Here is a 23,771-nt window from a genome sequence, read left to right on the forward strand (position 1 = left end):
TATCAGGCGCGCGGCCTGCACCGAGACCGATGGTGCCGTCACCCGCGCGCTGTTCGGCGATGCGGGCCGGGTGCTCCTGGCCGACCTGCGACCTGCTGTGGCTCACGGTGGAGATGAGGCAGACCGCGGCGGAGGCGATACGGGCTGAGGACGGGGCCTGCGACGAGCCTCATCCGGCGTCCTCTCCGGCGGCGTCTGCCGCTATGTCTGGGTCCGTCCGGGCCCAATGGACGGGGGCGCAACGCGCCCGGGCCGACGCGGCTCCCACATTGGCGACCCCCGCGCGCGTGCGGCGGGGGGCTGCGCGCTCTATCGGCGTTCGATGCCCAAAGCTGGGAGGCAGTGTCGTGCGTCGAGGCGAGTAGCTTCGACTTCGGGCGCGCCCGGCGGATCGCGAACACCCGAGATCGACCTGCGCTGGCCGCTCGCGCCGAAGCGCGCGAGGTCGGGAGTGATCGCTTGTCCTGCGCGGTCGCCGACCGGTGGCCGTGGCCCATTGCGCAGGATAGGGATCCACGTCCCGACTACGCGGATAGGCTCCCATCCGGCTGCATCCCGCCCGTACGATTGACTCCCGAGCGGGGCTGGTCCTCACGCATGGGGCCTGCTGACCTGCTTGCGTGAGCGGCGGATCTCGACGGGCGGAGCTGCTCGAGGGCCGGCGACGTGGTCCTGTCTCGGCTTCAGCAAAGGCGTCGACCATGATGAGTGTCGCGGATCAGACAGCGGCCGAGGCCACGGTTCCGCGTGCAAGGCTCCCCCCAGGAGCCGTTGCTCGTTCCGTGCCGATCGGACCTCCGGCCGGCAGCGGGATGTTGCCGGGTCGCGCCGTCGCCAACCGGAGCGCCGGGACGGCGAGGGCGCACCAGGGGCACTGGCGAGGAGCCGATGCCGGTGCCGCTCCCGGCGCGATCACGCGGCCGGGGCTGCGGTCCCGGCACGCGCCCCTGCCTCAGAGACATGTCGACCGCGGGTCAGGAGTGCGGCGGCCCGGTCGCACCGGCGATGGACGTCCCCTTCGGCGTGACGCGCCGCGCCGGCCGCGCGCAGCACGCACCTCGGACCCGCTTTGATCCAGGACGTCCGCAGGCGTGAGGGACGGGTTGGGTCCACCGCGGGGCCGCGCAGCCGCGTTCCGTCCCGAGGGGATCGCCGGCGCGATCCCTTGCCCACAATCGCCATCCGGCCGATGTGGCACCGGATGGTGTGCTTCTCACGCCGGATGGCCGACGCGCGAGGCGCTGTCACTGATTGCGTGTCACAGGGCAGGGGCCGGCGCGCCACCACGGGTCGTAGGCGGCACTTTGACAGCCGTGCAGATGGGCAAAAACTGCTGATTTGCCAGAGCGTAAGGGACGAACCTGGCGCGCTCGCGGGAGCGCCCGCGGAGGTAAGAGTCTGTTAACGGAAAACGAATTGCTCAAGCTTGGCAATCGGGCATAATTCCCGCTTGGAATCGGGAATGATCCCAAAAAGCGTTATTCGGGATTGCCAGCATGGACATGTCGGTGCCAGCCAGGGACGGGGAGGCCTTCAGCTTCCACGAGACCATCCTCCAGCAGGGAGAACTGATCTCGGACAAGCTGAACATGCTCCGTCTGGAGCATTATCCGCCCAATGCCATGAAGGGGCTGCGGCCGTTCTCGCTCGCCGAGGTCGCCTACTTTCTCGGTGTCACGCAATCCAACGTCAAGAAACTCCACCTTGAGGGCAAGGGGCCGACCCCCGCGACCTCGCCGTCCGGTCGGCGCTCCTACACCGCCGCGCAAATGTTGGAACTGCGCCACTATCTCGATCGCCACGGCCGCGCCGAGGTCAAGCAATACGTCCCGCATCGCCGCCCCGGCGAGAAGATCCAGGTCGTCTCCGTCATCAACTTCAAGGGCGGCTCCGGCAAAACCACGACCGCCGCGCACTTGGCCCAGCATCTTGCGCTGACCGGGCATCGCGTTTTGGCAATCGACCTGGATCCGCAGGCCTCGCTCTCCGCCCTGCACGGGATCCAGCCCGAGCTGGACAAGGTGCCCTCGATCTACGACGCGCTGCGATATGACACGGCGCGCAAACCCATCAGCGAGGTGATCCAGCCCACCAACTTTCCTGGGCTCGACGTTATTCCTGCCAATCTGGAACTCCAAGAGTACGAGTACGACACCCCGCTCGAGGCATCGAACAACAACCCCGAGGGCAAGCTGTTTTTCACGCGGATCACCAATGCTCTCAAGGAGGTCGATGAGCGCTATGACGTGGTCGTAATCGACTGCCCGCCCCAGCTCGGTTACCTGACCTTGACCGCCCTGACAGCGTCGACCTCGGTCATCATCACCATCCATCCGCAGATGCTGGACGTGATGTCGATGGCGCAGTTTCTCCTGATGCTGGGTGGCATCCTCAAATCGATCACCGATGCGGGCGCCGCAGTGAACCTGAAATGGTTCCGGTATCTCGTCACCCGCTACGAGCCGACCGACGGCCCCCAGGCCCAGATGGTCGGCTTCATGCATGTCCTGTTCCCCAAGCAGATGCTCAAAAACCAGATGCTCAAGTCCACGGCCATCTCGGACGCCGGCATCACCAACCAGTCGCTCTACGAGGTGGAGCGGGGACAGATGATCCGCTCCACCTATGACCGCGCCCTTGAGTCCATGAATGCGGTCAACGAGGAGATTACCAGCCTCATCCATCAGACCTGGGGGCGCCGGGTTTGACAGCCGTGCAGAATGGAATTTTCCATCGCTCTCACAACGCGTTAGGAGCCTAGCGTGCGCAAGAACCTGCTAGCCAATGTCCTCGACACGCCGAGCGAGCCGCGCACCGATTATGCCCGGCGCGGTGCGTCCCGATCGATGCGGATGTCGATCGATGAGATGGCGGAGAATGCCAAGCGGATGATCGACGGCGAGGTTATCGTCAGCCTCGATCCATCCCTGATCGACGCGTCCTTCGTCTCCGACCGCCTGACGGATGACGAAGTGGAGTTCGCACAGCTGAAAGCGGCGATCGAGGCCCATGGCCAGGCGACCCCGATCCTGGTGCGCCCCATCGAGAACGGTCGATACATGGTGGTGTTCGGGCACCGACGGCTGCGCGCCGCCCGGGAGCTCGGCCGGCCGGTGAAGGCGGTCGTCCGGCAGCTCGAAGAGATCGCGCATATCCTGGCCCAGGGGCAGGAGAACACGGCGCGCGCGAACCTCTCCTTCATCGAGAAGGCGCTCTTCGCCCAAAAGCTCCTCGCGATGGGGCAGTCCAAGGCCACCATCAAATCGGCGCTGACCCTCGATGATACGCTGCTCTCACGCATGCTGTCTGTGGTGGAGACGATCCCGCCTCCCGTCCTTGAGGCCATCGGCGCCGCACGGACGGTCGGCCGTGATCGGTGGGAGGAGCTCAAAAAGCTGCTCGCGCATCCCGCGAAGGCGGCGCTTGCGGCGGAGGTCATTCAGTCCGACGTGTTTCTGAGCAAAGAGGGGGCCGAGCGGTTCACTCATCTGTGCGCTCAGGTGAAATCCGGCCGGAGGGCCGCTCGCAAACCGGCGGAGCCGGAACGGTGGAGCGGGGAGGGCATCCAGGCCCGCTTCCGCAAATCCGGAAAGACCTTCAGCCTCTCGCTGTCGTCGGCCGACGCCGGCGAGTTTGGCGCCTATCTCGCGGCGCAGCTCGGACAGCTCTACGACGCGTTCAAGAAGGAGAAAGCGCGCTGACCGGCGGCGTGCATCGTCCCTCGCCACCGCGCCGACGCATCGGTCAAATGCCCCCAGATCGATCGTCCTGGAAGCCTTTCTCGTGATTGGCGACCTGGGGGAGCACATTTTCCGCCCGTCGCCGTCGAGTGTCGGACGCCGATCCGGCGCGGATGTGCTTTGCTCGCGTGACGGCACCGACGATGCACCAGGCGTACCCACCCGACGCCCTTCAGACGGCGAACGATACGCGTGCCGCCGTGGCCGCCCACCGCGCAAGGCGGGCCAGTCCTTCAGACATGACGCGCATCAGGGGACGGTGCTGCTGTGAGCAACAGAAGCCTGGGGCAAGTTCGGGCTCACCGACCGCGCCTATCAGTGCGGAACGCCCTGCTGACCTGCCTGCCGGACATACCACTGATCCCCGGCCCCGATCTGACCTGTTTTGCGTCGCGCGCAGAGCCGACGCTGCGCGCCGCGGCCTGTCCGAGGCGACGCTGCGCCGGCATCCCCAGATCCTGGTTCAGGCAGGACTGGTCCTTCGCCGTGATAACCCGAACGGGCAGCGATCGGTGCGGCGCGGCAGAGGAGGGGAGGGGAGATCGAGCAGACGTTCGGGCCTGACCGGACGCCCTTGGTCACCTGCGGAGGAGAACGAAGACCTCGCGGACAAAGCGCGTCGTCGGCATCGTACCGCACCACTCGCCCGCGATCGGATCTCCCGTCTCTAATGCAACATCGCGAAGCTGATCGCGGTTGACCGTGCGTGCCCGTGCATGCGTCTGAAGTGCTTGCGCATCGCACGGCCGAGAGACAGGTGGGGCGGCCTGCCCCGACACGGCGCGCCGTACGCGACCAGGAGCAGCAGGCGCTTATCCGGATCCGGGGTCAGTGGCGCTCCCTGGCTGGGCCATCGACAAGCCCGGCGAGCCGGTCGACTTCCTCCTCACCGCCCACCGCGACCTGGACGCCGCCAAGCGCTTCTGCCGCAAGATGCTCTCGGCCGAGCCACTGCTTGCCCCCGACCGGATTGGCACGGACGGGGCTGGTCTCGACCCGCCGGCCCTCGCCGATAGCCATGAGGAGGGCCTGCTGCCCCGCGCGCCCACGCACTCCGTGACCAAGCCCCTGCAGCATGGGATCGAAAGCGACCATTTCCGGGTGAAAACGCCGATGCCGCGGGTCGGGGGCTTCCGCTCATTCAACACGGCGCAGCGCACGATCCAGGGCTTCGAGGCGATGTTGTGGCTGCGCAAGGGCATCGGGTTCGCCGGAGCATGGACCATGCGCGAGCAGAACCAGCTGCTGGCCTCCTGCTTTGGGCTTCCTATCGCGAACAAAACGTGAAAGCGGGGCAGCAAAGCCCCTTCTGCGGCTTGTCTCCGAGTTTGCGACACGCCCCTCGCGCGCGAAGCCCCGCTTGTTCCTCGTCCCCCCACGTAGCTGTGAAGCGGCGCAGCGATCGCGTACGCATAGCCGTTCCACGGCTCATCAGGAAGTCCGGCGAATCGCGTTCTGACAGGATGGTCGCGTTCAGCCGCGGTCTGACCTGCTTGCCCTGTCGCCGGACGGGAGACGGAGCGATACAGCCGCTCACGAGGATGTCTCCGAGGCAGGATCCCCGGCAGTGGAGCAGGGATCGAAGGGCTGGATGACCAAACCAAACCGGCAGTCCTTCAGGGTCGACTCCAGAAAGGTCTCAGGGCTACGGCCGGCGTCACGCACCTGAACGCACAGGCGGCACGCCTCGAGACCGGCACGAACTCCGGTGTCTCGCACGTGCCCGTCAGCGCGACTGACGCGATCGCACCAAGCCGCGCAGCGCCCTCCAGAGATGCTTGAGGGTCTCTGGCTGGAGCAGGCCCCAGTAGTAGGGGAGGGGGGTCTCTGTCGGAGCAGCGGCCGAGCATGGCGATGATCGGGGCGAGAGCGGTGTTGAGCGCCCGGGCCGGTGCAGAAACCCCGCGATCGGCCAGGGCCGCATCGATCGCCGTGACGGTGATCCGGAGCGGCGGGGTGAGCAGATCGGCGAGGTCGACGGCCGCGATCTCGGCGTCGCGCCCGAAGGGGGCGGCCAGCGCGGTGCGGCGGGAGCACAAGAACGGCGCGGCAGGGTCCTGGATGACCAGGGCCAGTTGAGGCAGGCGCCGAAGACGAGCCGCTCGATGGCCTGGGCGTGCCACTCCGGGTCGGTCGCGACATGAGTGCAACCCTGGGCCAGGTCCTCGCGCAGGAGCCAGACCTGCCGCCCGTCCGGGATCGTCACGCCGATCGGCCAGGTCGCCGCCCCACGCTTGCGGGTGGTGGCGTCACGGTAAGAACGGCAGCACGCGATCATTGAGCAGGTCGGCCGCGGTCAGGGCCGTCTTGCGGTCGGAGAGCTGGGCAACGGCCACCTTGGTGTCGGTGTCGAGGAAGGTCTGCTGATAGCTGCGCCCGCCCCCCTTCATCGTGCCAGCGTAGAAGGTGTCCTGCGCTCCGCAATCGCCCGGGCACGCGCTCTCGAACTCGCCGTGGGTCTCCGTCTCGGCCTTCTCCAGGGCGGCCAGTTGGCTCTCGGTGAGGACCAGCCCGTCCTGGGCGACCTTGGCCTTGAGCGCCCTGAGCCGCTTCTTCATCGTTTCCAGATCATGGCGCTGCCAGACCCCGCGCACGCGCCCGAAGGCCGGCTGCTCCAGCGCGAGCTCGACGATCAGCGCCTCCGGCGCGGGGCGGTTCTTCAGGAGCGGCTTGCGCCGGCGCAGGTCCTGCAGCGCCACCTCGCCGCCGGTCGCGTAGAGCTCGCGGAAGCGGCAGAAGCTGTCGCGCGAGTAGCCCATCAGCTTGCAGGCTTGGCTGACGTTGCCGAGCTGCTTGGCCAGCTCCAGCAGGCCGACCTTGGCCCGGATGACCTTCCGCTCCTTCGTCAGGGCCGGTGTCCTCTCGAACGCCGAGGCCGGGCGCTGCGCACCCCGACCACTGCGCGCCCGGCCTCGGCTCGCGCCTCAGCTTCGCGACACCGTCCGTCAGATCAAGTCCTGACTACTGCAGTTTCATAGATACCGATGTCGCATACTCATCCCTGCCGGCGACATTCCGGAGCTACCTCGAGACGACGCTCGGGCTGAGCAGCACATTCCCGACCAGCATCTTTGCCGCGACTCAGACGAACTCAGTTACCGTGACCGCGTCGGCCGGCGCCCAGCTAACTGGCATCAACTTCACCGACGGGGCCGGTGGCGCGCTCACCGGCGATCCGGCAACGGATGACAGCGGGCTCGATACCGTCGATGGCAAAAGCATCCTGCTCGTTGCGGATGGCGCCGATACCGTGATCGGCAAATACGGCAGCGATGACAACGGGAGTCTCGACGCGATCGCCTTCGTCATCCGCAAGACAGACGTCTTCAATACTGACAAGACGAGCGATCAGGTGACATTCCACCTGGTCACCTACGTGCCGATCTTTCATGGCCACTCGGCCGACCCGGACGGGCACCGCGGCCTTCGGGTACAGTTTCGGCGCCGACGACCGAACGACGTTCTCGGCCACGAATTCCGATTTCGTCGACTCTGACAGCAGCCGAGCGGGCACGCAACTTGGTCTAAGTGGCACGGTCGGCACCGGCCCGAACGCCACCATTACAAATGCCCACGTCGACTGGGCCTCCGAGAGTACCAGCAGTAGGGCGGGCCGTGTGGCCCACCGCATTGCAGAACCAGCGTGGCGGTCCTGCCCCACTCCCACGGGAGTGGGGCAGGTGCCGCAGCCTTTGCCTTACTTGCGGCCGAGACAGATCGGTGTGGCATATAGTCAGAGTGGCTTGGGTTGCCGCCCGAAAGCAACGCAGGGTAGGGACAGAGGATGCTGAAGGTCGGGACCGCGGACCTCTGGGGTGTTAACATGAGTGAATTCCTCCCATCCCGTGTGGAGGAGCCCATGTCCAACCACCTGTTTGCTCGGTCAGACCGGGCGATCGAAGAGGCCCGCCGCCTCTGCGAGAACACGCTGCGGATCCGAGCGCTCGCGCAGCAAACAACTCTCGCTTCCTGCGCCATCCGTGAAGAGGTGGAGGCGTATCGGCAGGAAGTCGTGACTGACTGGTTGGCGAGGCGCAGGCTCCAGGCGCTGGCCCCGATGCCGGACACCATCATTCGCCCTCGCGCGCGTGAGGCGTTGCGGGGCGCGTAAGGCGGCTTTATGGAACGCGAAGCAACTCCTCCGGACAGGGTTCGCAAGATTTCGCGCAGGCCTTCCCGGCCGCCAGTCGAAGGCCAGCCTACCGGCCTCCGGCGGCGCTTCGCGGCGGTAGCTAGTCTGACGTGATCTTTGCAGTCCAAAGGGGCTTGGAGGCCGCCTTTGCTCTCGTGCTGGCTTGACCCTGCCTGAGCATAGCCCATCCGCCGATCAGCATCGCAGCGCCCCAGAGCAAGAAGCCTCCATCCCAGTAGATCCATGTCTCGCGCGGGACCGTCTGGTTCACCTGGTGAGGACCACGCAGGTGATGATCGACCGTGCCCTCCACGAGGTTGAAGATCCCGAAGCCCATCAGGATCCCACCCGGGAGGAGAAGCCCCGACCAGCGGATGTGGTTCTGCCGGGCGTCGCGCCACAGGATGAACAGGCCGGCCCATGTGACGAGAGACGTGCTGGCGTGAAAGAGGCCGTCCCCGAGCGTGTTAGCCTTCAAGTTCCCAACCCTGTCGGCCGGGTAGCCGGCGCTTGTCAGCATGTGGGGCCCGTGCAGGATCTGGTGCCGCACGCTGCCATCGAAGAAGCCGCCGAGACCCAGCCCGAACAGAATGGCCGCCGCGGTTGGACCGCGCGAATGCCGGCTGCCGCTTCCATCCATGGCCCCCTCCCGACGATGGTGACGACCTGACCTTCCTGACACCATGTGGTGCAGCAGGGGTGTTCCCGGATGCCCAATGGCGGATTTCGAGAACGGCTTCTGAAAGCGGGTACCATGTGTCAGGTCGGGCGGGACGTGCCCTGGCCGGATCGGCGCCGAGGCGCTCCGGAAGAACAAGCCTGGGCAGTATCGTGGTGTGCCGGTGTGGGAGTTCGGACGTGGCTGCGTCAGGCAAGGTGGGCCTGAAGAGCAGCAACAGGCGGGGTCATGCCGACCGGCTACGGCGATGCGGGCCCGCCCGCATGCCGCGCTGGTTCCCAATATGACAAGCCCGGTGAAGGGGTCAGCCGCATAGCGGCTCAAAATCAGGCATACTGCATACCAAGCTTGCGCCCTCCGGCTCAAAGCGCTAAAGGTGCTTAGGGTATGCACCTTCTGAGCCGATTGGAGAACCAAATGGAGTTCTCTCGCTTCACCGATATCGTCCAGATTGCCTCGGCGGATGCCGTGGTCGCCGCAGGTCAGGACAGTATCATCCGCCTCGAGAATCCGGGTGCTGTAGGAATCTTCGGCTACAGCGAGGCAGAAGTAGTCGGGCACTCACTCGACATTGTTACGCTAGAGCGACCGGGGGTCAGCCGCCGGGAGAGCTTTCACCTCACGATGACAACGCGAGAGAGCCGTTACGGTGAGGGCGCGCACCTGCCGGTTCCGGACCTCTGCAAGGGCCGCCGGCAAATCTCCCTCGAAGTCCGCACCACCTCTAAGCCGCCATGGGGACTGCTTGGCGGCACCGGCCGGAACTGCACCGGACGTCCTGCAACGCTAAGCGCTGAGAGCACCCGATGACCAAGGCACTTGAAGGTGTGAGAATCCTGGACTTCACGCATGTCCAGTCCGGGCCGACCTGCACCCAGCTCCTCGCGTGGTTCGGGGCCGACGTCATCAAGATCGAACGCCCGGGCGTCGGCGACATCACCCGCACGCAATTGCAGGACGTGCCGGATGCCGACAGCCTCTACTTCACGATGCTGAACTCGAACAAGCGTTCGATCACGCTCGATACCAAGAACCGGACGGGCATGGAGGTCCTGGAGGATCTCGTCCGCGCCTGCGACGTGCTGGTCGAGAACTTCGCGCCCGGCGCGCTCGCCCGCATGGGCCTGACCTGGGAGCGCATCCAGACGCTCAACCCGCGCATGATCGTCGCCTCGGTGAAGGGCTTCGGCCCGGGGCCCTACGAGGAGTGCAAGGTCTACGAGAACGTGGCGCAATGCGCGGGCGGCGCGGCCTCCACCACCGGCTTCCGGGATGGGCTTCCGCTGGTGACCGGCGCGCAGATCGGCGACTCGGGCACCGGCCTGCACCTCGCCCTCGGCATCGTCACGGCCCTCTACCAGCGCACCCGGACCGGCCGCGGCCAGCGGGTCGACTGCGCCATGCAGGACGGCGTGCTCAATCTCTGCCGCGTGAAGCTGCGCGACCAGCAGCGCCTCGCCCATGGGCCGCTCAAGGAGTACAGCCAGTACGGCGAGGGCATTCCGTTCGGCGATGCCGTGCCGCGGGCCGGCAACGATTCCGGCGGCGGCCAGCCCGGCCGGATCCTGAAGTGCAAGGGCTGGGAGACCGACCCCAACGCCTACCTGTACTTCATCACGCAGGCCCCGGTCTGGGAGAAGATCTGCGACGTGATCGGCGAGCCGGACTGGAAGACGCACCCGGACTATGCCAAGCCGGCCGCCCGCCTGCCCCGCCTCAACCAGATCTTCGACCGCATCGAACACTGGACGATGACGAAGACGAAGTTCGAGGCGATGGAGATCCTGAACCGGTACGACATCCCGTGCGGGCCGATCCTGTCCATGAAGGAACTGGCCGAGGAGCCCTCGCTGCGGGCGACCGGCACGGTGGTGGAGGTCGAGCACCCGGTGCGCGGCCCCTACCTGACGGTCGGCAACCCGATCAAGCTCTCCGACAGCCCGACCGAGGTGAAGCGTTCGCCGCTGCTCGGCGAGCACACCGACGAGGTGCTGCGCGACGTTCTCAAGTACACGGACAAGGAAATCGTGGAGATTTCCAGCTCCGGCGCGATCGGCGTGGTAAGGATGGCAGCCGCCGAGTAACAACAGCAACACCAACGGCACCATTTCTCTGCTCAGAGCGCCCGCCTGTGCGGAAGATGACCCGCATTGCCTGGACGATGATGCGGTGATGGACGTCAGATGTATCGGTATTTGGCCCAAAACAAGAGGCCGAGATCTCGGCACGATTGCGATACAGGAGGAACGACGATGGCCCTTGTAGCTCGGAAGCACCCGACACCGCACGTGTACGCTAACGGCCACGCCGAAGTCCGCGCTATCTTGGATCGTGTGAAGGCGGAAAGCCGCGATTCGCTCACTGCCCCCGAAGGTCGCCTCGTCTGCGACGCCTATGGCATTCCGGTGCCGAAGGAGGCTGTCGCGACCTCGGCCGAAGCCGCAGTGCAGGCTGCGGAGGAAATGGGCTTCCCCGTCGTCCTCAAGATCGTCTCGCCCGACATCCTGCATAAGACCGAAGCCGGCGGCGTCATCGTGGGCGTCTCGTCCGCGCAGGCCGTGGCCGACGGCTACAAGACCATCCTGGCGAACGCAAAGCGCTACAAAGCCGACGCACGCATTGATGGCGTGCAGATTCAGCAGATGCTGAAGGGCGGCACCGAGGTCATCATTGGCGCGGTCACGGACGGATCCTTCGGCAAGCTCGTCGCTTTCGGCCTCGGCGGTATACTGGTTGAGGCGCTGAAGGACATCACCTTCCGGCTCGCGCCCGCCACTCGTGAGGACGCCCTTTCGATGCTCGACGGCATTCAAGCCGCCGAAATGCTGAAAGGCGTTCGCGGCTCCGAACCCGTCGACCGCGCGGCGCTGGTCGATGTCATTGTCAAGGTCTCGCAACTCGTTACAGACTTTCCCGAGATCTCGGAGCTCGACCTCAACCCGGTCTTCGCCTCAGCGCGCGGTGCGACTGCCGCGGACGTACGCATCGTCATGGATTTTTCGGAGAAGCCCAAGTCTCAGACGCGGTCGCAAGATGAGATCGTAGCCGGGATGAACCGCATCATGCGCCCGGAAACAGTGGCGGTGATCGGCGCCTCGGCCGAGGATGGCAAGATCGGCAATTCCGTGATGAAGAACCTCATCAGTGGCGGCTATAAGGGCACGATCTATCCAATTCACCCAAAGGCCGACACGATCCTGGGCCTGAAGGCCTACAGGTCGGTGAGGGACGTGCCGGGCCCCATCGACGTAGCCGTCTTCGCGATCCCTGCCCAGTTCGTGGCCGCGGCGCTCACGGAATGCGGCGAGAAGGGTGTGGCGGGCGCGGTCCTCATCCCGTCAGGGTTTGCCGAGACCGGCAACGAGGCGGGTCAGCAGGAGATCCAGGAGATCGGGCGCCGCTACAACATCCGCCTAATGGGGCCGAATATCTACGGCTTCTACTACATGGCGAAAAATCTCTGCGCGACCTTCTGCACGCCCTTCGACGTGCAGGGCCAGGCGGCACTGTCGTCTCAATCCGGCGGCATCGGCATGGCCATCATCGGCTTCTCGCGCTCGACCAAGATGGGCGTCTCGGCGATCGTCGGCCTCGGTAACAAGTCCGATATCGACGAGGACGACCTGCTCGCCTTCTTCGAGCAGGACGACTCGACCAAAGTCATCGCTCAGCACTGCGAGGATCTGAAGGATGGCCGCAGCTTTGCCGAGGTCGCGCGTCGTGTCTCGAAGAAGAAACCCGTTATCGTGCTGAAGGCCGGCCGCACCTCGGCGGGTGCGAAGGCGGCGAGTTCCCACACAGGAGCGCTAGCCGGTAACGACAAGATCTACGAGGACGTGTTCAAGCAGTGCGGCGTCATCCGGGCCCGCTCGCTTCGCCAGCTTCTCGAATTCGCCCGTGGCGTGCCGGTGCTGCCGACCCCGAAAGGCGAGAACGTGGTCATCATCACGGGCGCGGGCGGCTCCGGCGTGCTCCTGTCCGATGCGGTCGTCGACAACGGCCTGTCGCTGATGACGATGCCCGAGGATCTCGATGCTGCGTTTCGGAAATTCATCCCGCCCTTCGGAGCGGCTGGCAACCCCGTCGACATCACGGGCGGCGAGCCGCCGGTTACCTACAAGAACACTATCCGCCTCGGGCTTGAGGACGAGCGCATTCATGCGCTCATTCTGGGCTACTGGCACACCATCATCACGCCGCCGATGGTGTTTGCTAAGAATGTCGTGGACGTCCGCGATGAGATGCGCGCCAAGGGCATAGAGAAGCCGATCGTTGCCTCGCTCGCCGGAGACGTGCAGGTCGAGGAGGCCTCACAGTACCTCTATGACCACGGTATCCCGTCCTATCCCTACTCCACCGAGTTGCCCGTCGAGGTGTTAGGGGCGAAGTACAGGTGGGCGCGCGGCGCAGGCCTGCTCTAGAGCATTTTCCGACCGACGAAGTGGATACCGGTTCGTCGCAGAAAATGCGGCACAATCAAACACCTGGAGCAGGATCCGTCCCAACGTGAACGGATCCTGCTCTAGAGCCAATTCGGGTTGCGCGGAGTCGGGTGATTGGCTCCCGAGGAGCTGATGGTGAGCGGGAGAACTCACGATGGCAGCCTCTCTCTCAGCCGACCTGCGTCGCCGGATCGTGCCTGCGTGCAGGCGGGTAGTTCGCGCCGTGCCGCCGCGCGGTTTGCGGTCAGCCCCGCCAGTGCGGTGCGCCTGATGCCGCGTGTGGCTGAGACTGGAAGCGTTGAGCCCGGCCAGAGCGGCGGCCATCGCCGCTCGCCGTTGGAGGCGCACGAGCAGATCCTGCGGGCGCTTCTGGCCGAGACGAGGCCCATCACGCGTCGAGCATCCGGCAGGAACTGCAGACCCGTCTTGGCTTAGTGGTCGGGCTCACCGCCGCTCCTGCGGCCGTGAACCGGCTGGGGCTGCGTCACACAACAAGTCCTGCGCGCCGCCGAGCAGGACCGGCCTGACGTCGCGCGCCATCGGCACCGCTTTCGCGTCTGGCAGCGCTTCATGGACTTGGCTCGCTTCGTGTTCCTGGACGAGACCGCCGCTTCCACCATGATGACCCGTCGGTCGGGCTGGGCGCCGGTGGGGCAGCGCCTGATCGCGGCTGCTCCTTCGGGCATTGGCACACCACCACCGGCGTGGCGGGCCGGCGCCAGAGCGGGATCTGGTGCCGCACCTGATCTCCGACCCGATGACCCGGTCGGCGTTCCTGATCTACGTCCAAGATGACGCTAAGGAGATTTCGCATCCAGACACCGCGAATTGGCAACGCCATTCATGCGTGAGCGCTCAGATCTGACATTTGTTGCCGACAGTGGCGTCTTCAGGCCGGTAAGAAACGACAATCGGAGGGGCGCCATGCAGAAGTTGGTATACAATATTCGTGAGGGGCGTAAGGGCTGGGACGTCTACGTTTCACATACGGGCAAACCCGTTGTGCTGAACGGACGCCCGCAGACAGGGCTGCCTCTTGAGACTGCCGCGCGGCTCGCCGCGTCGCTGGAGATCATGGACTTCCTCCACGCCGAGAGCGCCCGTTGGGTGATCACCGATCGTCCCATCATCCACTAAGGAGGCGGCGAGGCGGGCGAGCACAGGCTGCACCAGCGTCGGCGTCCAGGACTTCAAGCCTTGCCCTTCAGGCTTCCACCATCCGCTTGGCCGCAGCGGCGCCGAACATTTGCGGGAGACGATGGCGAAGGGCGAGAGCACATACACTTCTGCGCGCACTTCTACGCACCGGCCATCTTGGGAATCATCCTACTATGCTGTCCAGGCGAAGCGCCGTTTTCACGCAGCCTCGACTCATTGAGCGTCGGGATACCGGCGGCGAAGGCCCTCAACGGTAACACGCCGTGGCCCTTCGCCTGATCCGTCAGCTCATGGACTGCCAGCCGGCTTCGTGCTCCCCCCGGTCCGCCCCATGGTTGCGCGGGCGCCCGCCTCGTCCGGCTTCACCATGCCCGGCTGCGGCCAGCGCCAGTCCCGGATCTCCGGCAGGTCCTCGCCGGTCCGACAGACATGCGCGCGATGGACGGCGAGCCGCTCCTGCAGCATGCGCTCGGCGCGGTCCGCCCGGGCGCCGAGGCGCGGCACCCGACGCAAGGCTGCGATCGCGAGATGGTGACGGTCGAGACGGTTCATCACAGCCATGTCGAAGGGCGTCGTCGTCGTGCCCTCCTCCATGAAACCGTGCACATGCAGGTTCGCGTGGTTGGTGCGCCGGTAGGTCAGCCGATGGATCAGCCAGGGATAACCGTGATAGGCGAACACCACCGGGCGGTCCCGCGTGAACAGGCCGTCGAAGGTCGCATCGTCGAGCCCGTGCGGGTGGAGGTCGGGCGAGGGCAGCGTCATCAGGTCGACGACGTTCACCACCCGCACCCGTAGATCGGGAACGACCCGGCGCAGCCAGTCCACCGCTGCCAGGGTCTCCATCGTGGGCACGTCGCCCGCGCAGGCCATCACCACGTCGGGCTCGCCCTCCCCTTCGGACGAGGCCCAGTCCCAGACGCCGATGCCCGCCTCGCAATGGCGCAAAGCTGCGTCGAGAGCGAGCCATTGGGGCGCGGGCTGCTTGCCGGCCACGACCACGTTGATGCGGTCATGCGTGCCCAGGCAGTGATTCATCACCCACAGCAGGCAATTGGCGTCCGGCGGCAGGTAGACCCGAGCCGTGTCGCCGCGCTTGTTGGCGATGAAGTCGATGAAGCCGGGATCCTGATGGCTGAATCCGTTGTGGTCCTGGCGCCAGACATGGGAGGACAGCAGGAGGTTCAGCGACGGGACCGGCCGGCGCCAGGGCAGCGCGCGGGAGGATTTGAGCCACTTGGCGTGCTGGCTCACCATCGAGTCGACCACGTGGATGAAGGCCTCGTAGCTCGCGAACAGGCCGTGGCGGCCGGTCAGCAGGTAGCCTTCGAGCCAGCCCTCGCAGAGCTGCTCGCTCAAGATCTCCATGACCCGCCCGGACCGGGCGAGATGGTCGTCGCCCGGCAGGATCTCCTCCTGCCAGACCCGGTTCGTCACGGACAGAACGGCGTCGAGGCGGTTCGAGGCGGTCTCGTCGGGACCCATGATCCGGAAGTTCCGGCTCGCGGCGTTGAGGGTGACGACATCGCGCAGATAGGCGCCGAGCACCCGCGTCGCCTCGGCCGTGGCGGCCCCGGGCGCCTCGACCGCGACCGCGTGAGCGGCGATGGGGGGCCGGCGGAGCGGCTGGGCGTGGCGCCCGCCATTCGCCTGCGGGTTGGCGGAGAGCCGCCGCTCGCCCGCCGGCGCCAGGGCGGCCAGGTCCGGCATAAGACGTCCCGCGGCGTCGAACAGGGTCTCGGGATGGTAGGAGCGCATCCAGCGCTCGAGGATCGCCAGGTGCTCCGGGTTGTCGCGCATGGCGGCCACTGGAACCTGATGCGAGCGCCACGTCCCCTCGACGGGCAGGCCGCCGACGACCTTCGGGCCGGTCCAGCCTTTCGGGCTGCGCAGCACGATCATGGGCCAGCGCGGCCGCTCGCAGCCGGCCTCGCGCCGGATTTGCGCGATGCGGTCGAGCGCGCGGTCGAGCGCCGCCGCCATCGCCTGATGCATCGGCGCCGTCTCCTCGCCGGCGACGACGATTGGATCGTAGCCGTAGCCGACGAGCAGGCTCGTCAGCTCAGCCCCGGGCATGCGTGCCAGGATCGTCGGATTGGCGATCTTGTAGCCGTTGAGATGGAGGATCGGCAGGACAGTGCCGTCCGTCCGCGGGTCGAGGAACTTCGCCGAGTGCCAGGAGGCGGCGAGCGCCCCCGTCTCGGCCTCGCCGTCGCCCACCACGCAGGCGACGATCAGGTCCGGATTGTCCAGGGCGGCCCCGAAGGCATGGGCGAGCGAGTAGCCGAGCTCTCCGCCCTCGTGGATCGAGCCGGGCAGTTCGGGCGAGGCGTGGCTCGGAATCCCGCCCGGGAACGAGAACTGGCGGAAGAGCCGGCGCATTCCCTCCGCGTCCGGCGCGACGTCGGGGTAGACCTCGCTGTAGGTTCCTTCGAGATAGGCGTTGGCGACAAGCCCCGGCGCCCCGTGGCCCGGCCCCCAGACCGCGATCATGTCGAGGTCGCGCCGCCGGATCACCCGGTTCAGGTGGGCGTAGATGAAGTTGAGGCCGGGCGTGGTGCCCCAATGGCCGAGCAGCCGCGGCTTGACATGCGCGGGGGCGAGCGGCTCGCGCAGGAGCGGGTTGTCGAGAAGGTAGATCTGACCGACCGACAGGTAGTTCGCGGCCCGCCAATAGGCATCGAGGCCCACCAGCTCCTGGGGGCCGAGCGGACCCGGCACGAAGTCGTCGCGCGCATCCGGCTGCGCGGGGTGCGCATCGTTCCGAGGCGATCCTGTCAGGACTGTCATGTCGTCCTCCACCACACCGGCCGGCAAATGTCGCGCGGCCTCAGCCGGAAGTTTTATGGTCGGGACGGCTTCCGTCTTGATGGATCACCGTCCGCGGCGATCGGGCACCTCAGTGCGAGAGGAGCAGGGGGACCGGGCAGGCGGTGAGGAGCGCCTCCGTCACCCCGCCGAGCACCATCTCGCGCAGGCGGGCATGCACGAAGCCTCCCGCCACCATCAGGTCGGCGCGGGACAGGATCGCATGGCGCCGCAGCGTCTCGGCGACGCTCCCCTCCTCCATGGGCAGATCCACGACCGTGACGGGCACGCCGTGGCGCGCGAGATAGGGGCCGAGTTCGGCGCCGGGAACCGTCTCCGAGAGGTCCTTCTCTCCGGTGACCGTCACGACGTGGACCTCGCGGGCCCCACGCAGGAAGGGCAGCGCATCGCCGACCGCGCGCGCCGCGGGGGCGCTGCCGTCCCAGGCGACCACGATCCGCTCCGCCGTGAACGCCTCCGCGGCGGGCGGGACGACCAGCAGGGGGCGGCCGCAATAGAGGATCAGATCCTCGATCAGGCCGCGCCGCGCCGCAACGAAATTCGGCTCCGCATCGAGCACGGTGACGTCGTGGATGCGCGCCTGGGCGGCGAGGCTCCCGAAGAGCTCGTTCGCGGTGAGGTGCCGCGCCCGTGTGGTGCAGCGCAGGCCAGCCGCCGACGCGTCGGCCCGCGCCCGCTCCGCCGCCGCCGCGGCGAGGCTGCGCAGCCGGCGGTTCTCGGCGGCCACCAGCGAGGCCGCAAAGCCGCTGATCCAGGCATTCGGCACGACGATGTCCACCGTCATCGCATGCACGGTGACGTGGGCCTCGGCCTGCAGAGCCAGGGAGAAGCCATAGGCGAGCGCCGCCGAGGGTTCCTGTGTGCCGATGGCCTCCGTCACTCCGATGAGGACGCTCTTGATCGATGCAATCATCGCGACGCTGCCTTCCCCAGCACGGCGCCCGTTCCGACGGGCCCATATCCCGCACCGACCGCGATGATGCCGTGTCCGCGGCGCCGGGCATTGATCCTGCGCAAGCCCCACCAAACAGGGGTTGCAGTGTGGCTATCGCGTGTCCGCCCAGCCCAGACACGTGCGAACCGACCGGAGCCAGGCATCCGTCAGAAGCAAAGAGCCCGGGGCGGCGATCTGATCCAGATCAAGCTGCGTTTCGATCGCAGCTCCTAACGTTTGCCGCAAGGAGCCCGATCGGAGCGGCAGGCCAGTGGCGGAAGGCGGCGATGCATTGATGCCGCTGGACTTGCGCCTGGAAGAGGTGATGCGGGGGCGGTCAGGGATCATCCGTCAGGCGGAGCCAACTCCGGTCATGGCCGAGCACAAGCGCATCCTGGATCTCGCACTGCTGGCCTTCGCTCTTGCGGGACTGGCCGCCGGACTGGTGGCACGAGGGCTGCACCAGGATGACTGGGCAGCCTGGCTGTTCCTGGCCGGTACCGTGCCGGTGCTCGTCGCCGTCCTAGCCGACAGCGCCGCGAGCCTGCTGCGGCGAGAGGTTGGGCTCGACATCATCGCACTCGTCTCCATCGGCGGGGCCCTCCTGCTTCACGAGTACGTCGCCGCAGCCGTCATCGGACTGATGCTCTCGGGCGGCCGGGCACTGGAGGATTTCGCCGATGCGCGGGCGCGCCGGGAAATGTCCGCACTCCTCGCTCGCGTGCCGAGAACGGCAAACCTCTACGAGGCAGAGCAGCTCAAGGCCGTGCCGCTCGAGAGCGTGCGAGCCGGGGACCGCCTCCTCGTGCGAGCGGGAGAGACAGTTCCCGTCGACGGCATCGTGAGCGGAGGCACGGCCGTGCTCGACGAGGCGGCTCTGACGGGTGAGTCGCTGCCTGTGACGCGGGCCCGGAGCGAGCGTCTGCGCAGCGGCAGCATCAATGCCGGCGCCCCGTTCGACATGGCCGCAACGTCCAGCGCGGCCGACAGCACCTTCGCCGGCATTGTCCGCCTCGTCCAAGCCGCGCAGGAAGCCAAAGCGCCGTCGGCCCGCCTCGCCGATCGAGCCGCCTTCGTGTTCACGCCGCTGGCGATCGCCCTCGCCGGCGCTGCCTGGGCCTGGAGCGGAGACCCGGTGCGTGGTCTCGCCGTCCTGGTCGTTGCCACGCCCTGTCCGCTGATCCTCGCTGTGCCCGTCGCCATTGTCTCGGGCCTGTCGCGTTGCGCCGGACGTGGCGTGCTGGTCAAGGGCGGCGGTGCGCTGGAGCAACTGGCGCGGTTGCGGACGCTGTACCTGGATAAGACCGGTACGCTGACCGGCGGCCAAGCCCGGGTGGTTGCCGTCGAGACGGAGACGGGAGTGGCGAGCGACGAGGTCCTGCGGGTCGCTGCGAGCCTCGACCAACTCTCCCAGCACGTGATCGCCGAGGCTGTTGTCGCGGCGGCCCGTCGCCGCGGCTTGGAGTTGTGCCTCCCGACGAATGTGGAAGAGGAGCCCGGTGCGGGTCTGACAGGCAACCTGGAGGGCCGGTGCGTTTCGGTGGGGAGCTACGCCTACGTCTCGGCCCGGGCCGGGCAGTCCGATTGGAGCGGGCGCTTCCTGAGGCGCATGGGCTATGAAGGGGCAACGGGCGTCTTCGTCGCCGCGGAGGGCCGGATGCTGGGCGCAATCCTGCTCGCCGACGAGATCCGCGCGGATTCCGCCCGGGCTCTGCGCCTGCTGCGCCGGGCCGGCATCGGCCGTGTGGTCATGCTGACCGGCGACCGGCACGACGCCGCCGAGCGGATCGGATCAGCTCTCGGCGTGGACGAGGTCCGGGCCGAGCAGCAGCCGCAGGACAAGCTCGCGGCCATTGCCGAGGCGAAGACGCAGGGGATCTGCGCCATGGTCGGTGACGGCGTGAACGACGCTCCCGCTCTGGCCGCCGCCGATATCGGGATCGCCATGGGCGCGCGCGGCTCGGGTGCCTCGTCGGAGGCAGCGTCCGTCGTCCTCCTGGTCGACCGTCTCGATCGCTTGGCAGACGCGCTTGCCATCGCTCAAGGGGCCCGTCGAATTGCCCTCCGGAGCGTGTGGATCGGCATGGGACTGTCCATCGCAGCCATGGTCGTGGCTGCTCTCGGGCTCCTTCCGCCCGTGGCCGGAGCTCTGCTGCAGGAGGCCATCGACGTCGCCGCCATTTTCAACGCGCTCCGGGTGCTGCGGGTCCGCATTCCCGGGCGTCCTCAGGTCAGCCTTCCACTTGCGGAGGTCACGCGCCTGAAGGAGGAGCACGAGCGCCTCATCGGCCCTCTCGCCCGGCTGCGCGCGGTCGCGGACCAACTGGCAACACTGCCGCCCGACGAGGCGGCCGTGGCGCTGAGGGAGGTCGAGAACCTCGTGCGCGAACGGCTTCTGCGGCACGAGCGCGAGGATGACCTTCAGCTCTATCCACGCATCGAGCGGGCGCTCGGGGGCGACGATCCGATCGCGGCGATGCACCGAACCCATCGCGAGGTGCAGGAACTGGGCAGCGTGCTGACCCGGATGGTGGGGGAGTTGCCACCCGAAGGCATCGACTTGCCTGCGCTGAACGACTTCCGGCGCGTGCTCTACGGGCTCGACGCCATACTGCGGCTCCACTTTGCGCAGGAGGACGAACTGTACCACGGCCTCGCCAGCACCGAAGCCGTCCGGCCCGAAAGCCAAGCGGCGCCTGCCTGACAATGCCGGGCTTTGGCTTAAAGCCGGCTGACACTACGGGTGTCATCCTGGCCCCCCGGGCTAGGGCAAGCCCTCTTACTCCGCCCGGTCCAAATCCGGCCGATCAACTGAGCACCTCGGTGGGCAATGAAATGACAGAGATCTGGTCGCCGGAGGCCCGCACCGAGTATCTCGAGCAGCAACCGGCAGAGCCCTATCGCCTCGGCACGGAAGAGGTCCTCACGGTCCTGTGCGTCGATAAAGGCGCTGGGCTGAGCCGGAGAGAAGCACGCTCGCGCCTTGAGCGCTGCGGCAAGAACGAACTGCGCGCTGAAGAGCCCGTGCCCGCATGGCGCAAGTTCCTCGCCCAGTTCACGGACGTCCTCGTCGTGCTGCTCCTCGTCGCTGCGGTCGTCTCCGCAGGGCTGTGGCTGTACGAGCGCGATGCCGCTCTGCCCTACGAAGCCATCGCGATCTTCGCCATCGTGCTTCTCAACGCGGTGATGGGCTACTGCCAGCAGGCACGTGCCGAGCAGGCCATCGCTGCCTTGCGGCAGATGTCGGCCGCGCAGGCGAGGGTCATTCGGGACGCGGTGCACCAGACCGTTCCGGCAGCGGAACTTGTGCCGGGTGACATCATCCTTCTCGAAGAGGGCGACACCGTTCCGGCCGACGCACGCCTCATCCAGTCGACCGCGCTGCAAACCGCGGAAGCAGCCCTGACAGGCGAGAGCCTGCCGGTGCGCAAGGACACTGCGACCGTCACTGGCGAGGTGGAACTCGGCGACCGCCATAACATGATCTACAGCGGCACTGCAGTGACCTACGGGCGTGGGCTGGCCGCCGTGACAGCAACCGGAATGCGAACCGAGATGGGGCGCATCGCGGGAATGCTGAGGGCTGCGCAGGACGAGACCACGCCTCTGCAGACGGAACTCACTCGCGTTGGCAAGCTGCTCGGGCTCGTCGTCATTGCAATTGCCGTCGTGATGATCGCGGCGATCCTCTTCGTCGAGGATATCCAGGGAGTCTCCGCCCTCTTCGATGTGCTCATCCTGGGTGTGGCGCTCGCGGTCGCGGCGGTTCCCGAAGGTTTGCCGGCGATTGTCACCGCGGCGCTATCCCTGGGCGTGCAACGCATGGCCCAGAAGAAGGCCATCGTGCGCCACCTCGCGGCCGTGGAGACCCTCGGCTCGGCCGAAGTCATCGCGACCGACAAGACCGGTACGCTCACCAAGAACGAGATGACCGTGCGCGCCGTCGCGACGGCAAGCGGGCACGTCACCGTCAGCGGTATCGGCTACGCTCCCGTGGGACAGCTTACCCGGGACGATGGCGGTGATCTCGACGAATTGCTTCGGTCCGAAGTTGAGTGTGCTCTCTTCGCTGCTGAACAGGCCAACAATGCTGCCCTGCAGGAGCACGACGGGCGCTGGATCGTGCAGGGTGATCCGACCGAAGGTGCGCTGATCGTTGCGGCGCGCAAGGCGGGCCTGGAGGCCGCGGCACTCGGCAATCGCTTCGTGCGCATAGCCGAGATTCCGTTCTCATCCGAGCGCAAGCTGATGAGCACGGTTCACAGCGATGCCGAACACCAAGAGCATGTCTTCATCGCCACGAAGGGCGCTCCGGATGTTCTGCTCGCACGCTGTTCACACGAGTTCGTGGGTCGGCACCCGCGCGCGCTGACGGAGGAGCGTCGCAACGAGATTTTGGCAACGAACGAGGAACTGGCCGGCAAAGCACTCCGGACGCTCGCGGTCGCCTCCCGCTCGCTCCCGAAGGACAATTTCGGGAGCTCCGCTCCGGACGACGCCGTCGAGCAGGATCTCGTCTTCCTGGGCCTGATCGGCATGATCGACCCGCCCCGTGAGGAGGCACGTGAGGCGGTCGCGCGTGCGAGAGCGGCCGGCATTCGCCCCATCATGATCACGGGCGATCATCCGAGAACCGCTTCGGCGATCGCTGTCGAACTTGGCATCATGGCTGACACCCGCGCCGTCACGGGTGCCCAACTCGAAGGGATGTCGGACGAGGCGCTGGACCATGCCGTGCGCGACGTATCGGTCTATGCGCGGGTCAATCCCGAGCACAAGCTGAGGATCGTGCAGGCGCTGCAGCGTAACGGCCTGACCGTGGCCATGACCGGAGACGGAGTGAATGATGCTCCCGCGTTGAAAGCCGCTGATATCGGCGTGGCCATGGGCATGACCGGCACCGATGTGTCCAAGGAAGCGGCCGACATGGTGCTTGCCGACGACAACTTCGCAACCATTGTCGCAGCTGTCGAGGAAGGCCGAGGAATCTTCTCGAACATCCGTAAGTTTCTGCGATACCTTCTTTCGTCGAACATCGGTGAAGTCATGACCATGTTCTTCGGAGTCGTGCTGATTGAGGCGCTCGGACTATCCGGGGCGAGCGGTGACAAAGTCGTCCTTCCGCTGCTGGCCACGCAGATCCTCTGGATCAACTTCGTCACCGACGGCGCACCTGCTCTCGCCCTTGGTGTCGATCCTGTGGATCCGGCGGTGATGAGGCGGCCCCCTCGGCCGCGGGAAGAGGGAGTACTCACCCCCCGGACATGGGCAGGCATCATCTTTGTTGGTGTGGTGACGGCGGTCGGCACCTTGTTCGTGCTCGATGCCTCTCTTCCCGGAGGGCTTGTCGAAGGGTCGGGCACATTGCGTTATGCCCAAACGATGGCGTTCACGACGCTCGTGTTGTTTCAGCTTTTTAACGTGTTCAACGCGCGCTCGGACGAGGGAAGCGCATTTGAGGGGCTTGATCGGAATGCCTGGCTCTGGGGCGCGATCGCATTGGCGCTCCTCCTGCAAATCGCGGTCATCTACATTCCCTTCCTTCAGAAGGCGTTCTCGACCGTGAGCCTGAGCGTCTGTGACTGGTTGTTCTGTACGGCTGTCGCAAGCTCGGTGCTGTTACTGCGCGAGCTGAGTAAAGTGGTGACCCGCGCGATGGACAGGCGCCACAGCTGCATACCAGATCGACTGAGGGGCGCAGGATCGATGAATAGCTGAAGGATGACGACACTAGAGCGCTCCCCGCCGAAGTGGATACCGGTTCGGCGTGAGGGAGCACGAAAAATAAAAGGCTTAGGAGCCGTGCCCGTTTCCGTTGAAACGGGCACGGCTCTCGTCAGCCGGACGCCCGCGTTGG

The 23,771-nt window shown here is 66.6% G+C and carries 14 protein-coding genes and 2 pseudogenes; 12 read left to right on the top strand and 4 right to left on the bottom strand.

The genetic code is table 11. The annotated features are described in order from the left end of the window. Positions 1-1,496 precede the first annotated feature (1,496 nt). The 4 genes and pseudogenes from repA to MNOD_RS38280 all read left to right on the top strand — a co-directional run. Positions 1,497-2,708 (top strand): plasmid partitioning protein RepA, encoded by a 1,212-nt coding sequence (gene repA, locus MNOD_RS38270; RefSeq protein ID WP_015934295.1) that lies wholly within the window; start codon positions 1,497-1,499, stop codon positions 2,706-2,708. A gap of 54 nt (positions 2,709-2,762) precedes the next feature. After that, positions 2,763-3,701 (top strand): plasmid partitioning protein RepB, encoded by a 939-nt coding sequence (gene repB / locus MNOD_RS38275; protein WP_015934296.1) that lies wholly within the window; start codon positions 2,763-2,765, stop codon positions 3,699-3,701. A gap of 278 nt (positions 3,702-3,979) precedes the next feature. Further along, positions 3,980-4,411, top strand: coding sequence for a helix-turn-helix domain-containing protein (locus MNOD_RS50875; RefSeq protein ID WP_198157690.1), 432 nt, complete (start codon positions 3,980-3,982; stop codon positions 4,409-4,411). 143 nt (positions 4,412-4,554) lie between these two features. Beyond that, positions 4,555-5,027 (top strand): annotated as a pseudogene (locus MNOD_RS38280) (IS6 family transposase); the annotation flags it as partial. Between the two features lie 971 nt (positions 5,028-5,998). Here the strand turns inward: MNOD_RS38280 and MNOD_RS38290 are convergent. After that, positions 5,999-6,589, bottom strand: a pseudogene (locus tag MNOD_RS38290) (helix-turn-helix domain-containing protein); the annotation flags it as partial. Positions 6,590-6,840: 251 nt separating this feature from the next. On the opposite strand from MNOD_RS38290, the gene MNOD_RS47595 reads away from it, so the two are divergent. Together MNOD_RS47595 and MNOD_RS38300 are read left to right on the top strand one after the other, a co-directional pair. Beyond that, a complete protein-coding gene (locus MNOD_RS47595; RefSeq protein WP_043753634.1) occupies positions 6,841-7,236 on the top strand; it encodes a hypothetical protein in 396 nt (131 codons plus the stop codon). Positions 7,237-7,599: 363 nt separating this feature from the next. Then, positions 7,600-7,851, top strand: a complete 252-nt coding sequence (locus tag MNOD_RS38300; RefSeq protein WP_063748609.1) for a hypothetical protein — start codon at positions 7,600-7,602, stop codon at positions 7,849-7,851. A gap of 121 nt (positions 7,852-7,972) precedes the next feature. On the opposite strand, the gene MNOD_RS38305 is transcribed toward MNOD_RS38300, so the two are convergent. Next, a complete protein-coding gene (locus MNOD_RS38305; protein WP_012631169.1) occupies positions 7,973-8,512 on the bottom strand; it encodes a DUF2243 domain-containing protein in 540 nt (179 codons plus the stop codon). A 456-nt stretch (positions 8,513-8,968) separates the two neighbouring features. Here MNOD_RS38305 and MNOD_RS38310 point away from each other — a divergent pair, with 456 nt between their 5' ends. The 4 genes from MNOD_RS38310 (at position 8,969) to MNOD_RS38325 (ending at position 14,130) form a co-directional block, all read left to right on the top strand. Beyond that, positions 8,969-9,361 (top strand): PAS domain S-box protein, encoded by a 393-nt coding sequence (locus MNOD_RS38310; protein ID WP_015934300.1) that lies wholly within the window; start codon positions 8,969-8,971, stop codon positions 9,359-9,361. Beyond that, the gene (gene frc / locus MNOD_RS38315) at positions 9,358-10,635 is read left to right on the top strand and encodes a formyl-CoA transferase (RefSeq protein ID WP_015934301.1); all 1,278 of its coding nucleotides are present in this window, start codon (positions 9,358-9,360) and stop codon (positions 10,633-10,635) included. The genes MNOD_RS38310 and frc overlap by 4 nt, the downstream gene beginning before the upstream one ends. 168 nt (positions 10,636-10,803) lie before the next feature. Next, a complete protein-coding gene (locus MNOD_RS38320) occupies positions 10,804-12,972 on the top strand; it encodes an acetate--CoA ligase family protein (protein WP_015934302.1) in 2,169 nt (722 codons plus the stop codon). Positions 12,973-13,917: 945 nt separating this feature from the next. Beyond that, entirely contained in the window at positions 13,918-14,130 is a 213-nt protein-coding gene (locus tag MNOD_RS38325; protein WP_015934303.1) for a hypothetical protein, read from the top strand. A gap of 309 nt (positions 14,131-14,439) precedes the next feature. Here MNOD_RS38325 and MNOD_RS38330 read toward each other — a convergent pair whose 3' ends face one another. Both MNOD_RS38330 and MNOD_RS38335 read right to left on the bottom strand, forming a co-directional pair. Beyond that, positions 14,440-16,941, bottom strand: a complete 2,502-nt coding sequence (locus MNOD_RS38330) for a phosphoketolase family protein (RefSeq protein WP_015934304.1) — start codon at positions 16,939-16,941, stop codon at positions 14,440-14,442. 109 nt (positions 16,942-17,050) lie between these two features. Further along, on the bottom strand, positions 17,051-17,893 hold the full coding sequence (locus MNOD_RS38335; RefSeq protein ID WP_015934305.1) for a universal stress protein: 843 nt from the start codon (positions 17,891-17,893) through the stop codon (positions 17,051-17,053). Between the two features lie 394 nt (positions 17,894-18,287). On the opposite strand from MNOD_RS38335, the gene MNOD_RS38340 reads away from it, so the two are divergent. Next, positions 18,288-20,618 (top strand): heavy metal translocating P-type ATPase, encoded by a 2,331-nt coding sequence (locus MNOD_RS38340; protein ID WP_043753642.1) that lies wholly within the window; start codon positions 18,288-18,290, stop codon positions 20,616-20,618. Positions 20,619-20,749: 131 nt separating this feature from the next. Beyond that, a complete protein-coding gene (locus tag MNOD_RS38345) occupies positions 20,750-23,632 on the top strand; it encodes a cation-translocating P-type ATPase (RefSeq protein ID WP_015934307.1) in 2,883 nt (960 codons plus the stop codon). The last annotated feature ends 139 nt before the right edge of the window (positions 23,633-23,771 follow it).

The organism is Methylobacterium nodulans ORS 2060 (assembly GCF_000022085.1).
GTDB classification, from domain to species: Bacteria; Pseudomonadota; Alphaproteobacteria; order Rhizobiales; family Beijerinckiaceae; genus Methylobacterium; species Methylobacterium nodulans.